Raw genomic sequence first — 14,232 nt, 5'->3', positions numbered from 1 at the left:
CTAGAGCAGAACGTCGCGCGACACGCCGCGGCGTTTAAGGATACGGCGCAGTTGCGCGAGCGCCTCAAGCTGGATTTGCCGCACCCGCTCGCGGGTCAGGCCAAGCTGAAGCGCAAGCTCTTCCAGCGTCTGAACATCGCAGTCATCCAGCCCATACCGACGCTGGATCACCATGCGCTGCTTTTCAGATAGTTGCCCGATCCACTGCCGCACAAGACCTTCGATCTCTGCGTTCTGCAGTGTTGCTTCAGGCCCATCGGAGTTTTCGTCTGCGAGCGACTCGCCAATCGAGAGGTTGGGATCAATATCGAGTGGCGCATCCAGCGACGCAGTGTGTTCGTTGAGCGCCAGAATCGCACGCACATCCGCCACCGGCCGCTCAAGCCGCTCGGCCACATCCTCGATCGTTGCACCGCCGCGGCTTGATTCAATCGAACGCTGTGCGCGAAGCACCTGGTTCAGTTCTTTGACAACATGCACCGGCAGGCGAATCGTGCGCGACTGATTCATGATCGCGCGCTCGATATTCTGGCGGATCCACCAGGTCGCATAGGTCGAGAAACGGAAGCCGCGTTCCGGATCGAACTTCTCGAGCGCGTGAATCAGGCCGAGGTTGCCTTCTTCGACCAGATCAAGCAACGGAATGCCACGATTGAGATAGTGCTTGGCAATGTTCACAACCAGTCGCAGGTTGTGCTCAATCATTTTCTGGCGGGCAGAAAAGTCGCCCAGTCGCACCCGCCTCGCCAGTGCCACTTCTTCATCCGCCGTCAGCAGCGGATTCGCGCCGATCTCATTCAGATAAATCTGTGTGACATCGTTGAGGAACTCGTTCTCGGGCGGCGTCTGAACGGGCTCGGCGCCAAACGCCTCAATCTCTGGCGGGAGATCCGGTTCCTTTTCGTCTTCGTCTTCGAAAAAGGTTGCCGGATCGTACATATCCCACCCTTAGCGTTTAGGAAGATACTTCAGAGGATCTACAGGCTTGCCTTGGCGCCGAATCTCAAAGTGCAACTTGGCGCGATCAGCGTCACTGTCACCCAACGCCGCGATCTCCTGCCCCCGCTTCACGGCCTGCCCCTCTTTGACCAGAATTTTCTGGTTGTGGGCATAGGCGCTCAGGTAGGTCGCGTTGTGTTTGATGATGACGAGATTTCCATAGCCGCGCAAGCCGGACCCAACATAAACGACCTTGCCAGGGGCCGACGCCACCACCGGATCGCCGACTTGCCCGCCAATATCCACACCCTTGTTGGTGGACTCGTTAAAGGCATTGACGACCTTGCCGGACGCGGGCCAGGCCCAGTCGAAGTCATCGCTGCCTTTCGGATCGGGTGTCGCCGACTTCGGGTCGGGCGCCGATTCCTTCTTGGGTGAATCTGCAGGCACAGGCTCACTCGCTGACGCAGCCGGCAACGGGCTGGGCGTAACCGCCAGCTTTGCCCCGCTACGCGCAGCCTCGTCCGCCTTCACGGCAGCAGCCAGCGCCTGGTCGGAATACGGCACTTTGCCGCCCTTGGGCTCTCGCCGCAGCCCCTCTTCAGGCTTCTGCGGAACCACGGTTGCCGCAGTGCCTTTTGGCTCAAGCGGCTTGGTCTCGATCACCGGCGAGGCCGGCACTTTAGCAACGGCGCCATCGCCTTGCTTGACCTTCAACTCCTGGCCAACAAGGATCAGATTCGGATTCTCAATGCCGTTCCAGCTCGCGATATCGCGCCAGTCTTGTCCGTGCTCCAGCGCGATGCTGATCAGCGTGTCACCGCGTTTTACGACGTAGTAGCCCGGCTTGGGTGCTTGCGGCGCGGCGGTGTCGCTGGTGGCGGCCGACGCGGAGCGCCCCGTGGCGGCGCGATCCTCAACGGGCGCTCTTCCGGTACTTGTACAGGCCGACAGCGCCACGGCCAGCACGGCACACAACAGCAGTCGATTCAAAGGCAAATTCAGTGTCATTCAGTTCCTGCCAACAACGGTACAAAACGGACCGCATCGTAGCGCGATTCGCGCAGCCTGCCGTCTGCCTGACGCTCAATCATCAGGAGAATCTGATCAGCGCCACCAAGCGGCAGAATCAGGCGGCCGAGCGGTGCGAGCTGATCAACCAACGCTCGTGGTACCTGAGAGGTGCCCGCGGCCACAATGATCGAATCAAACGGCGCGGCCTCAGGTAGACCAGCCATGCCATCACCATACTTCAAGCGCAGGTTGGGCACACGAAGCGGGCGAAGGTTCTCTTTTGCGCGCTCGATCAACGTGCGAATCCGTTCGATCGTGTAGACCTCACGCGCAATGCATGCAAGCACTGCCGCCTGGTAACCACACCCTGCGCCGATCTCAAGTGTCTTCCCCAGGTCACGCCCTTGCGCCAGCAACTCGATCATCCGCGCAACAACATAAGGCTGCGATATCGTTTGCTGACACCCGAGCGGCAAGGCGGTGTCCTCATAAGCACGACTTGCGAGCGCCTCCTGAACAAACTGGTGCCGCGGCACCTGATTCATTGCAGCAAGCACACGGGCATCCGAAATGCCCTGCAGTTTGAGGTTCTCGACCATGCGCACACGGGCACGAACAGCCGACACCGCCGATGCGCCAAGCTTGTGCGTCATCCAGCGACCCGCGCTTTCCAGGATTCAAGGGCCTCAAACTGGGTCAGGTCGACCTGCAATGGCGTGATGGACACAAAGCGCTCTGCAACTGCATGAAAATCTGTGCCCTCACCTGCATCCTGAGCAGCGCCCACGGCGCCCACCCAGTAGATAGTCTCACCGCGCGGATTGCTCGATCGCACCACCGGCTCGGCCATATGCCGCTTCCCAAGCCGCGTCACCCGAGTACCGCGGAGTTCAGCGAACGCTACATCCGGCACGTTTACGTTCAACAAGAACGGCGGGCCAGCCAAGTCCTTGGCCACGGATTTCACCACGCTGGCGGCAACCTCGGCGGCGGTCTGGAAGTTGTTTCCCTCCCGCCCCACCAAGGACACCGCAATGGCTGGAATACCCAGCAGATACCCCTCCATTGCAGCGGCAACAGTCCCGGAATAGATCGTGTCGTCACCCATGTTCGCGCCGTGATTGATTCCTGACACGACAAGATCGGGCCGGAAATCGAGGAATCCGGTTACCGCAAGGTGAACGCAATCCGTGGGCGTGCCATTGACATAGTGGTAGCCGCTCGGCGCTCGCCTCACAGACAGTGGGCGATCAAGCGTTAAAGAATGGCTCGCGCCACTACGATCTCGTTCAGGCGCCACCACTGCCACTTCTGCAAAGGTGCCTAGCACTTCGGACAAGGCAGCGATACCCGGCGCAAAGTAGCCATCGTCGTTGCTGATGAGGATCCTCATATCAAAGCGCTCTCGAAGCAGAAGACACACTATGCGCAGGAACCCCTTGTCCAAGGGAGGGTGAAGCGGTCGCGCAGCTGTGGCGGGTCAAGCGGTTGTTGGAAGTATCGTGCAGCGACGCATAATTGCGGCCCCAAAAAAAAGGCTCAATTCATGCAGATCGACAAAGCGCGGAATTATACGCTGAGCGTCGCCATCGCAGCCGCCTGACCCTCGCTTGGGACCACCAATCGGTCGCCGCAGTCAATCACCACCGCTGATGGATGCAGATCTTCCGCGGCATTGACGCCCGCTTGCGCTTCTACTCCGCCGCCTTGCGACCTCCTCCGCGGCGCTTGGCTGCGTAAAAACAAGGACAAGCCCGCTTTGTGTGACGTGACGCTAAGGAGCAAGCCGCCTCAAAACTGAAGAAAACCCTGTCGGCGCACAAAGGAGCGAGCACGCAACACCGAAAGCAAAAAACAAAAGGCCCGTCCGAAGACGAGCCTTTTGTTTGAATCTATTTGGTCGGGGCGGCGGGATTCGAACTCGCGACCCCTTGCACCCCATGCAAGTGCGCTACCAGGCTGCGCTACGCCCCGACTAGCCAAAGATTATAGCAGAAAAAAGAAAAATGGCCGCTGATTTCTAACTACGCAGAAATTGCAGGACATCCTCCAACTCGCCACGGATGGCGCCGAGCAAGGCCGCCTCACGCTCCTCCCGCGCAGACTGCTCGCGATCCCGCCCCGCCTGGTCGTCAAGGCGATTGCGTGCCCCGCTGATCGTGAAGCCATCGTTGTACAGCAGATCACGGATCCTGCGGACCAACAGCACCTCATGATGCTGGTAGTAACGCCTGTTGCCCCGGCGCTTGACCGGCTTGAGCTGCGTGAACTCCTGCTCCCAGTATCTGAGCACATGGGGCTTTACACCGCACAATTCGCTGACTTCACCGATCGTGAAGTAGCGCTTGGCAGGGATCGGGGGAAGGACGACCGCTTCAAGCGGCGCGCTGGCTTGCGACATTGATGTCGGATTCGCTCAACAAGTCCACGGCAGCCTTGAGCTTCTGGCTGGCGTGAAAGGTCACAACACGACGCGCTGTGATCGGGATCTCTTCCCCGGTCTTTGGATTCCGGCCAGGACGCTGCGGTTTGTCCCGCAACTGGAAGTTGCCAAAACCCGACAACTTCACCGTTTCGCCCCGCTCCAACGCGTTACGGATTTCGTCGAAGAAGCCATCGACCATGTCTTTGGCTTCCCGTTTGTTGAGACCGACCTTTTCGAACAGAAGATCGGCCAACTCGGCTTTCGTTAGCGTCATCGACACAATCAGCTCCTCAGTTGCGCGCCAAACCGCTCAGCGGCACGACCAACCAAAACATTGATTGCGGCATCGACTTCAGCGTCCTCAAGCGTGCGATCAGTATGTTGGAAGCGTATGCGGAAGGCAACACTCTTGCGATCCGGATCGACGCCCTTGCCTTGGTAAACATCAAATAGTTCAATGGCCTGCGTGATCGGTGCCTGCGCCTCTTGCAACACTTTGAGAAGCTCACCCGCATTGACACCGACCGGCACCACCAACGCAATATCCCGCAACATCGGGGGGAATTTCGAAGGCGCAGCAAAGACCGGCATCGGACGCAAGGCGACCGCCTCGAAATCCAGCTCGAAGGCGATTGGCGCGACACCCAGTTCGTACTTCTGCACCCAGCTGGGATGCAGTTCGCCAATCCAGCCGACGGATACGCCATCGCAAAGCACACTCGCAGCGCGCCCCGGATGCAGTGCTGGGTGATCGGCGCGCGCAAACTCCAGCGTCCGCCCGTCGAGCAGCGCCTCAATATCAGCCTTCAGGTCGTAGAAATCCACTCGCCTCGTTGCAACACCCCATTGCTCTGCTTCTGAAGCTCCCCAGGCGAGCGCCGCAAGTTTGACCGGCTGATTGTAGCCAGCGACGGGATATCCCGATGGATCCCTTGCGAAGCATCGACCGATCTCGAAAATCCGTACTCTGTTGGTGCGACGCCGTTGGTTGACCATCAGCGTACCGATCAAGCCGCCAATGAGACTGGAGCGCATGACCGACATCTGGCTAGCGATCGGATTGGCGAGGCGGATTGGATCATGGTTGCCACAGAAGTCTCGCTCCCACGCTTCTTCAATGAAGGCGTAGTTGATGACTTCCTGAAACTCGCGCGCTGCAAGTGCCCTGCGCATGCTTGCGGCGCCGCGCTTGCGTTCCGGCAGCGCCGGCATCCGGAGCACGCCTTGAGGTGCCTTCTCGGGGATCGATTCATACCCGCGAATCCGCGCAATCTCCTCAATCAGATCTTCCTCGATCTGCAGATCAAACCGATAGGACGGAGGCGTAACCGTGACCAACTGGCCATCTGTCTCAACCGGCATTCCAAGGCGACCAAGAATCGCAACGATCTCGTCTGCCGAAAAAGGAACACCAATGACTTGCACCGCCCGATCCACTCGGACTGAGAGCGGAGGCCGACGGGGCAGATCTGTGGTGCTCTCAGCCCCCACAACCGGGCCCGCCTCGCCACCGCAAATCGAGAGGATCAGTTCGGTTGCACGCTCGATGGCACAACCCGGCAATTCGAAGTCCACGCCCCGCTCGAAGCGGTGGGACGCATCCGAGGTAAATCCATACTGACGTGCACGTCCCACGATCGCATCAGGCTGGAAGAACGCGCTTTCAAGGAACACGGAGCGAGTTGAATCGGTCACCCCGCTCGCTTCGCCGCCCATGACGCCTGCCAATGCCAATGGCCCCGCATCGTCGGCGATCAAAAGTGTGCGCGAATCCGGCTCAAGCTCTTGGCCGTTAAGCAACACCAGTTTGTCGCCAGGACTCGCCCAACGAACCCGAACCGCCCCCTTCAGTCTGTCGTTATCAAATGCATGCAGCGGCTGACCAAGTTCGAGCATGACGTAATTCGTCACATCAACAATCGCGCTGATGGATCGCACCCCGCAGCGCTCTAGGCGCTGCTTCATCCAGTCCGGCGCAGCGCGGGTCGGATCCAGATTCCGCAGAATCCGGCCGAAATAGCGAGGGCAACCATCAACGGCATCCAGCTCGACGCGTCGTGACTCAGCGTGAACCGCCGGGACCGGGGCGACGGTCTGCGGGGCAAAGGGCGTACCGGTCAGCGCAGCAACCTCTCTGGCAACGCCATTGAGGCTCAGACAATCGGGTCGATTGGGCGTTAACTTGATGGTGAAAAGCGTATCGTCGAGCAGCAATGCATCACGAAGACTGCTTCCGACGACGAAATCAGCAGGCAACGCGAGAAGCCCAGCACTCTCATCCGAGATGCCAAGTTCCTTCGCGGAACAGAGCATCCCGAAGGACTCAACGCCACGGAGCTTTGCGGCTTTGATCTCGAATCCACCAGGAAGGACCGCCCCCACAAGTGCGCAGGGCACCTTCATCCCGGCAGCCGCGTTCGGCGCACCACACACGATTTGCAGCGACTCGCCAGCCCCGACATCCACGCGGCAGACGCGCAAGCGATCCGCGTTGGGGTGTGTCTGTGCTTCTAGAATCTGCGCGACCACAACGCCCGAAAACGCTGGCGCTACAGGCTCGGCATCTTCAACCTCAAGCCCCGCCATCGTAAGCAGATGCCCCAACGCCGCTGAGTCCAGCGCAGGATTGACCAGGGAACGTAACCAGTGCTCTGAGAACTGCATGACTTACCTGAATTGGCTGAGGAAGCGAAGATCGTTTTCGAAGAACAAACGGAGGTCATCGACGCCATAACGCAACATCGTCAGACGGTCGAGACCCATTCCGAAGGCAAATCCTGTGTAGCGCTCAGGATCGATCCCTCCATTGCGCAAAACTGCTGGGTGCACCACCCCGCAACCTGCGATCTCCAGCCACTTCCCCTTGTTCGGCCCACTCATGAAGGCAAAATCGATCTCGGCGGATGGCTCGGTGAAGGGAAAGAACGACGGTCGAAAACGAACCTGAAGCTCGTCGGTCTCAAAAAAGCGACGCAGGAATTCCGCGATCACGCCCTTGAGATCCGCAAAGCTGACGCGCTCACCCACCCAAAGGCCTTCGATCTGATGAAACATCGGCGAGTGGGTTGCGTCGTAATCCACGCGATAGACACGCCCCGGCGCGATGATCCTGATCTCGGGCATCGCGGCACAGTCCGCGTGTTTCTCAACATGATCCTTCATGTAACGGATCTGCACAGGACTCGTATGGGTGCGCAGCAGCACGCCAGGCGCATCCTGAAGGTAGAAAGTGTCATGCATTGATCGCGCGGGATGGTTTTCAGGCGTGTTCAATGCAGTGAAGTTGAACCAGTCAGCTTCAATCTCGGGGCCATCAGCCACCGAGAAACCGATTCCAGCAAACAATTGCTCAATACGATCGAGCGTTCGGGTCACGGGATGCAAGCCCCCGTTGCCCCTGCCGCGGCCAGGCAAAGTGACGTCTAGCGCCTCGGCGGCGAGCTGTTGCGCCAATGCGGCGTTACGCATGGCTTCACGTCGCGCTTCAAGAGCCTGCTCAACCGTCGATTTCGCCCGATTGATCGCGGCCCCAGCTTCCTTCCGGGCGTCGGCGTCCATCTTTCCGAGCCCCTTGAGGAGATCGGTCAACGAGCCACTCTTACCCAGATACTTCGCCTTGGCTTGCTCGAGCGCGTTGGCATCGAGCGCTGCACTGAATTCCGCAAGTGCTTGACTTACAAGCTGTTCCAGATGATCCACGAATGCGCTTCCGGGACGTAAAGGACAAAAAAAAGGAGGCATAGCCTCCTTTTCTTCTGCTACCAAATATTACGCAGCAAGTTGGGCCTTGGCTTGGTCCGCAATCGCCGCAAAAGCGGGCTTATCGAAAACAGCCAAGTCTGCCAGCACCTTACGATCGATCTCGATGGATGCCTTCTTGAGACCATTCATGAACTTGGAGTAGTTCAGGCCAACTTCGCGGGCAGCTGCATTGATACGCGCAATCCAAAGCGCGCGGAACTGACGCTTCCGCTGACGACGATCGCGGTACGCATACTGACCGGCCTTCATCACCGCCTGTTTGGCGATGCGATATACATTCTTGCGACGACCGCGATAGCCCTTGGCTTGATCGAGGACTTTCTTGTGACGAGCGCGGGCGGTTACACCACGTTTTACGCGAGGCATGAGCTACTCCTGATTAAGCGTAAGGAAGCATTGACTTGACCTGGGCTACGTCGGACGCGTGAACGCCCTCCATGCCGCGCAGCTGGCGCTTGGTCTTCGTCGTCTTCTTGGTCAGGATGTGGCGCTTGAACGCCTGCGAACGCTTGATGCTACCGCTCGAGCGGACCTTAAAGCGCTTCTTGGCGCCGCTCTTGGTTTTCATCTTGGGCATGAAACACACTCCAATTGTTAGTCTATGGCACCGGGTGGCTCTCAGCAGAGAGCACTTATGGAACCTGGAACCACTTATATACAGCTCACTGAAGAGCCGTCCCAGAAGGCCTGCTTATGCAAGCCCCGAGATTCTTCCTAACACCCGGTCAAACCGGCTGCTTTTTCTTGCTAGGAGCAAGAACCATCACCATCTGACGACCTTCCAGCTTCGGGAACTGTTCAACCATCCCGACCGCCTCCAGATCCGCCTTGATACGCTCCAACTGGCGAACACCGAACTCCTGGTGCGCCATCTCGCGCCCTCTGAAGCGCAAGGTGACTTTCACCTTGTCGCCATCCTGAAGAAAACGCGTCATGTTCCGCAGCTTGATCTGATAGTCGTTTTCGTCGGTACCCGGACGAAGCTTGACCTCCTTGACCTGAATCTGCTTTTGCTTGAGCTTGGCTTCGTGCGCCTTCTTCGATTCCTGATACTTGAACTTCCCAAAGTCCATCAGCTTGCAGACTGGCGGCTTTGCGAGCGGCGCGATTTCAACGAGATCAAGCCCAGCCTCTTCGGCCATTTCAAGGGCTTGTCGTGTCTGGACGATGCCGAGCTGCTCGCCGTCCTCTCCTACCAAGCGCACCTCGGATACGTTGATTTCTCCGTTTAGGCGCTGCGGCTTTTCCTGAGCGATGGTCTAAGTCTCCAAAAAGTAAAAATCAAACCGCACTACCACGAGAATCCATCTCGTGGCGCCAGCGATCTAGCAATTGATCGAGGGGCATCTGGCCAAGATCTTGACCACCCCGGGCACGTACGGAAACCACGCCAGCCGCCTTTTCTTTCTCACCGACGACCAGCTGATATGGCAGCTTTTGCAAGCTATGTTCCCGAATTTTATAGGAAATCTTCTCGCTGCGCAAATCCGCCTCAGCGCGATAACCTGCCGCAACAAGCCGCTCCACTACAGACTGCGCATAGTCCGCCTGATGCTCAGAAATGCTCATGACGACCGCCTGCTTTGGCGCCAGCCAGAGCGGGAAGCTGCCGGCAAAGTTCTCGATCAGAATGCCAATGAACCGTTCAAGCGAACCAAGAATGGCGCGATGAAGCATGACCGGGCGCTTGCGCGTGTTGTCTTCGGCCACATACTCTGCATCGAGACGCTCCGGCAACACAAAATCCAGCTGCATGGTTCCGCACTGCCACGAGCGACCCAGTGCATCCTTGATGTGATATTCGATCTTGGGGCCATAGAAAGCCCCCTCACCTGGAAGCTCGATCCACTCAACGCCGGAAGCCCGCAACGCCTCACGCAAGCCGTCTTCTGCCTTATCCCAGACCTCATCAGCGCCAGCGCGCTTTTCAGGCCGCAGCGACAGTTTGACGGCTACGTCAACGAAGCCAAAATCCTTGTAGACCGATACAAGAAGGTCATTGAATGCGCGAACCTCAGAGACGATCTGATCTTCGGTACAGAAGATATGCGCATCATCCTGAACGAAACCACGCACACGCATCAGGCCATGCAAAGCGCCTGACGGTTCGTTTCGATGACAGGAGCCAAACTCCGCCAAACGCAACGGCAACTCGCGATAGGAGCGAAGCCCATGATTGAAAATCTGGACATGGCCCGGACAATTCATCGGCTTGACCGCGTAGTCGCGCTTTTCGGACTCCGTCACGAACATATTGTCGCGATAATTGTCCCAGTGCCCAGATCGCTCCCAAAGAACGCGATCCATCACCAACGGCGTCTTCACTTCCAGATAACCGGCCGCATCCAGGCGCTGACGCATGTATTGCTCAATTTGCTGCCAGAGCGTCCAGCCTTTCGGATGCCAGAACACCATCCCGGGCGCCTCGTCCTGCAAATGAAACAAGTCGAGAACCTTGGCCAGCTTACGGTGATCGCGCTTTTCAGCCTCTTCGATCATGTGGAGATAGGCGTCCAGATCCTCCTTGCTCGCCCACGCCGTGCCGTAAATGCGCTGCAACTGCTCATTACGAGAGTCGCCACGCCAATAAGCACCCGCCACAGACATCAACTTGAAGAATTTGAGCTTGCCAGTTGAAGGCACGTGGGGCCCGCGGCACAGATCGACGAACGCACCCTCTCGGTAAAGTGATATCTGCTGATCAGCCGGAATGCTTGCAATGATCTCGGCCTTGTAGGCCTCTCCAATGCCCTTGAAGAACGCCACAGCGTCATCGCGAGACCACTCCTCGCGCGTCACCGGGATATCACGCTTGGAGAGCTCGGCCATGCGCTCTTCGATCCGGACCAGATCCTCCGGAGTAAAGCCCCGAGGAAACGAAAAGTCGTAATAGAACCCGTTTTCGATAACCGGGCCAATAGTGACTTGCGCCTCAGGAAACAACTCCTTTACTGCATACGCAAGCAAATGAGCCGTCGAATGCCGGATAACCTCAAGCCCCTCAGCGTCCTTGGCGGTCAGAATCGCCAGATCACAATCGGTCTGGATCAGATGGCTCGTATCTACGAGTTCGCCATTAACGCGGGCAGCCAAAGCGGCGCGCCCCAAGCCAGCGCCGATACTGACAGCCACCTCAGCCACCGTCACCGGCCGATCAAAGGACCGGACCGAACCATCCGGCAGACGCACGTTAGACATAGCAGTCCCCACAAGGGCAAAAAAAAAGTGCGACCACAGGGCCGCACTTTTTCGTTCAATCGAAGCGTATGAACCGAGCGAACCCTGATACTACGGACTGACCGTCGTGCAAGTTCGCGAATTCATCACCGCTCCGCTTGGGTGTTGGTAGGCGCGATTGGACTCGAACCAACGACCCCCACCATGTCAAGGTGGTGCTCTAACCAGCTGAGCTACGCGCCTAAAGAGAAGCATGATTATAGCTGTGAATTACGATCTGTCAATGCATCTTGGCAATTTTTTTCGCAGACCGCTTCGATTTCGACTCGGCGCTATCAACATTGCATCGCAACACGAAGGGCATCCTCGATTGATTCACACGCTTGGGCTGTCAACTCACCCGTCATGCACTGTTGTCTCAGGAGCGCAACCAGCGCGAGGGCAGCCCCGGCTTCTGAGACGAGCCAACTCATCCTATCCTCGTGCTCAGCCCCCTTCGCATCCGCTTTGAATGAGCCCGATCCAGGATGCGAAAACCCAAGCATGCGAGCGAGATGCACCAAGGACATCTTGCCGAAGACCGATCGCGACAAATCCTCGCAGCGCTCGATTGCGGTCAAATCGAGCCGATAGAACATGGCCCGACAGCGAAGTACTGACAATTGCTGCGCGGCATCGCCCCAACAGCACAGCAAAGTTGGAGTCTGGCGCAGCTCACCGAGGAACGACGCGAGCAAGGCCCGCTCCCCATGCGTTTTACGAGCGGCGGTATTGATGGCAACCCGCCCCCCCGAGAGTCTCAGCGTCGACACATGCGAGACGCGCATCAGATGGGGAGGAAGCAAATCGCCCCCCTCCAAAGCACGCTGCCGCTGGTAGGCATATTCCGCCAGGTCAGAATCCGAAAGGGCGGGATCAAGGTCGTAAACACAGCGGATAGCCTCGACGTCGGGCTCAATCCCCAACTGAAACGACACACAATCAAGCATCGCTATGCTCACCCCGGGAAGACGCCGGTCGAAAGGTAGCGATCCCCTCGATCACATACGATTGACACAATGACCGCATTTTCGAGTGAGGCGGCCAGCCTGATTGCAACAGCCATAGAGCCCCCCGAGGAGATCCCGGCAAAGATGCCCTCTTCGCGCGCGAGGCGGCGCGTCATGTCTTCAGCATCCGATTGGCTTACGTACTCCAGCTGATCAACGCGCTCCGCCTGATAGATCTTTGGCAAGTAGGCCTGCGGCCACTTGCGAATGCCGGGAATCTGGGCGCCTTCGGCGGGCTGACAACCAATGATCCGGATCTCTGGGTTCTTTTCTTTCAGGAAACGCGAGGTGCCAACAATCGTGCCGGTTGTCCCCATGCTGCTGACGAAGTGCGTGACAAGGCCGTCGGTCTGTTGCCAGATTTCAGGGCCCGTACCTTCGTAGTGAGCGAGCGGATTGTCCGTGTTGGCGAACTGATCGAGGATCACGCCCTTCCCCTCATCCCGCAGGCGCTCAGCAACATCGCGCGCCATCTCCATACCACCCTCGCGCGGCGTGAGAATGAGTTCAGCACCGAATGCCCGCATGGTCTGGCGACGCTCGAGACTCTGGTTCTCTGGCATCACCAGGATGATCTTGTAGCCCCGCATTGCAGCGGCCATCGCCAGGGCGATGCCTGTATTGCCGCTGGTGGCCTCGATGAGCGTGCTGCCTGGAGCAATATCGCCGCGCGCCTCGGCGCGGGTAATCATCGAAAGCGCAGGTCGATCCTTGACCGAGCCCGCCGGGTTATTGCCTTCGAGTTTCGCGAGGATGACATTGTTGCGGCCGGCGGTGATGCGCTTAAGCCTCACCAGCGGCGTGCGCCCGACGTAATCCTCAAGCGTCAGAAATGGCATTCGGGCTCTACCTATTGACCAGCACGCTGCTGCAAGACCTTGACGTACTTGCCCACGCCTTGCGCCACATCGTGGAAGGCCTGGGTGTACCCAGCCTCGCGTAGCAGGCCCATGTCTGCCTGGGTGAAGCTTTGATACTTGCCCTTGAGCGCATCCGGGAAAGGAATGTACTCGATCAATCCTTGCGCCTGCAGTTGCGCAAGAGAAAGCGCCTGCTCGCCTTTAGCCTCACGGCAGGCATTCACGGTTGCCACCGCAACATCGTTGAAGCTCTGCGCGCGGCCGGTGCCAAGATTGAAAATCCCGGAAAGGGCGGGACTATCGAGGAAGTACAAGTTCACGTTCACGACATCTTCCACAAAGACAAAGTCGCGACGCTGCTCGCCATTGCCATACCCGTCCTGGCCTTCGAACAACCGAACCTTCCCGTTATCGCGGTACTGGTTGAAGAAATGGTAGGCAACAGAAGCCATTCGCCCTTTGTGCTGCTCATTCGGACCATAGACGTTGAAGTAGCGGAAGCCGGCAATCTGCGAGCCCCCCTCTCCGAGCGCCCGGCGCACAACCTGATCAAAGAGGTATTTGGAGTAGGCGTAGACGTTCAAGGGCGCTTCGTGCTGACGATCCTCCTTGAAAACCGATCCACCACCGTACACCGACGCCGACGAGGCGTAGAGAAACTGCGCCTCCTGTTCCAGACAAAAACGCAGCAACTCAAGTGAGTAGCGGTAGTTGTTCTCCATCATGTACTGACCGTCCTGCTCCATGGTGTCGGAGCACGCGCCTTGATGAAGAATTGCCTCGACCGAACCGTCAAGTTCGCCACCCTCGATCATTTCGAGGAAGACTTTCTTGTCGAGGTAATCGGCGATTTCACAGCCCACCAGATTCTTGAATTTGTCCCCCTTCGACAGGTTGTCGACGGCAATGATGTTGTCGATGCCTTTGGCGTTCAAGCCAGCAACGATGTTCGATCCGATGAACCCGGCGGCGCCGGTCACGATGTAATAGCGCGACATTTGCGCCT

Annotated in this window: 15 protein-coding genes and 2 tRNA genes; all 17 read right to left on the bottom strand. The window is 58.1% G+C overall.

The features are described from left to right. Positions 1-939, bottom strand: a complete 939-nt coding sequence (gene rpoS, locus OPU71_RS07965) for an RNA polymerase sigma factor RpoS (RefSeq protein ID WP_267727054.1) — start codon at positions 937-939, stop codon at positions 1-3. Positions 940-948: 9 nt separating this feature from the next. Then, complete coding sequence (locus tag OPU71_RS07960) at positions 949-1,950, bottom strand: peptidoglycan DD-metalloendopeptidase family protein (protein WP_267727051.1); 1,002 nt, start codon at positions 1,948-1,950, stop codon at positions 949-951. Further along, positions 1,947-2,606: a protein-L-isoaspartate(D-aspartate) O-methyltransferase gene (locus OPU71_RS07955; RefSeq protein ID WP_267727046.1), complete on the bottom strand. Its 660-nt coding sequence runs from the start codon at positions 2,604-2,606 to the stop codon at positions 1,947-1,949. The genes OPU71_RS07960 and OPU71_RS07955 overlap by 4 nt, the downstream gene beginning before the upstream one ends. Continuing rightward, positions 2,603-3,346 carry a 5'/3'-nucleotidase SurE gene (gene surE / locus OPU71_RS07950; protein WP_267727044.1) on the bottom strand — a complete coding sequence of 248 codons (744 nt, stop codon included), beginning with the start codon at positions 3,344-3,346 and terminating at the stop codon, positions 2,603-2,605. The genes OPU71_RS07955 and surE overlap by 4 nt, the downstream gene beginning before the upstream one ends. Before the next feature lie 504 nt (positions 3,347-3,850). Continuing rightward, positions 3,851-3,927 (bottom strand) — tRNA-Pro (locus OPU71_RS07945). A gap of 46 nt (positions 3,928-3,973) precedes the next feature. Next, on the bottom strand, positions 3,974-4,354 hold the full coding sequence (locus tag OPU71_RS07940; RefSeq protein ID WP_267727042.1) for a MerR family transcriptional regulator: 381 nt from the start codon (positions 4,352-4,354) through the stop codon (positions 3,974-3,976). Then, complete coding sequence (locus OPU71_RS07935; RefSeq protein ID WP_267727039.1) at positions 4,329-4,658, bottom strand: integration host factor subunit alpha; 330 nt, start codon at positions 4,656-4,658, stop codon at positions 4,329-4,331. The genes OPU71_RS07940 and OPU71_RS07935 overlap by 26 nt, the downstream gene beginning before the upstream one ends. A gap of 2 nt (positions 4,659-4,660) precedes the next feature. After that, on the bottom strand, positions 4,661-7,042 hold the full coding sequence (gene pheT / locus OPU71_RS07930) for a phenylalanine--tRNA ligase subunit beta (protein WP_267727037.1): 2,382 nt from the start codon (positions 7,040-7,042) through the stop codon (positions 4,661-4,663). 3 nt (positions 7,043-7,045) lie between these two features. Further along, entirely contained in the window at positions 7,046-8,077 is a 1,032-nt protein-coding gene (gene pheS / locus OPU71_RS07925; protein WP_267727035.1) for a phenylalanine--tRNA ligase subunit alpha, read from the bottom strand. Positions 8,078-8,146: 69 nt separating this feature from the next. Continuing rightward, positions 8,147-8,506: a 50S ribosomal protein L20 gene (gene rplT, locus OPU71_RS07920; RefSeq protein WP_267727033.1), complete on the bottom strand. Its 360-nt coding sequence runs from the start codon at positions 8,504-8,506 to the stop codon at positions 8,147-8,149. Positions 8,507-8,519: 13 nt separating this feature from the next. After that, positions 8,520-8,717: a 50S ribosomal protein L35 gene (rpmI, locus tag OPU71_RS07915; RefSeq protein ID WP_172204368.1), complete on the bottom strand. Its 198-nt coding sequence runs from the start codon at positions 8,715-8,717 to the stop codon at positions 8,520-8,522. A 148-nt stretch (positions 8,718-8,865) separates the two neighbouring features. Beyond that, a complete protein-coding gene (infC, locus tag OPU71_RS07910; protein ID WP_267727381.1) occupies positions 8,866-9,396 on the bottom strand; it encodes a translation initiation factor IF-3 in 531 nt (176 codons plus the stop codon). 25 nt (positions 9,397-9,421) lie between these two features. Then, entirely contained in the window at positions 9,422-11,338 is a 1,917-nt protein-coding gene (gene thrS / locus OPU71_RS07905) for a threonine--tRNA ligase (protein WP_267727028.1), read from the bottom strand. Positions 11,339-11,483: 145 nt separating this feature from the next. Next, positions 11,484-11,560, bottom strand: a tRNA-Val gene (locus OPU71_RS07900). Between the two features lie 92 nt (positions 11,561-11,652). After that, positions 11,653-12,306 carry a hypothetical protein gene (locus OPU71_RS07895; protein ID WP_267727026.1) on the bottom strand — a complete coding sequence of 218 codons (654 nt, stop codon included), beginning with the start codon at positions 12,304-12,306 and terminating at the stop codon, positions 11,653-11,655. A gap of 8 nt (positions 12,307-12,314) precedes the next feature. Continuing rightward, the gene (gene cysM / locus OPU71_RS07890) at positions 12,315-13,205 is read right to left on the bottom strand and encodes a cysteine synthase CysM (RefSeq protein WP_267727024.1); all 891 of its coding nucleotides are present in this window, start codon (positions 13,203-13,205) and stop codon (positions 12,315-12,317) included. Between the two features lie 11 nt (positions 13,206-13,216). Next, positions 13,217-14,224 (bottom strand): ADP-glyceromanno-heptose 6-epimerase, encoded by a 1,008-nt coding sequence (gene rfaD, locus OPU71_RS07885; RefSeq protein WP_267727022.1) that lies wholly within the window; start codon positions 14,222-14,224, stop codon positions 13,217-13,219. Between the last annotated feature and the right edge of the window lie 8 nt (positions 14,225-14,232).

This window comes from Niveibacterium sp. 24ML (assembly GCF_026586805.1).
Taxonomy (GTDB): domain Bacteria; phylum Pseudomonadota; class Gammaproteobacteria; order Burkholderiales; family Rhodocyclaceae; genus Niveibacterium.
The sequence above is the reverse complement of the archived record's forward strand: the minus strand, read 5'-3'. Positions and strand labels throughout refer to the sequence as shown.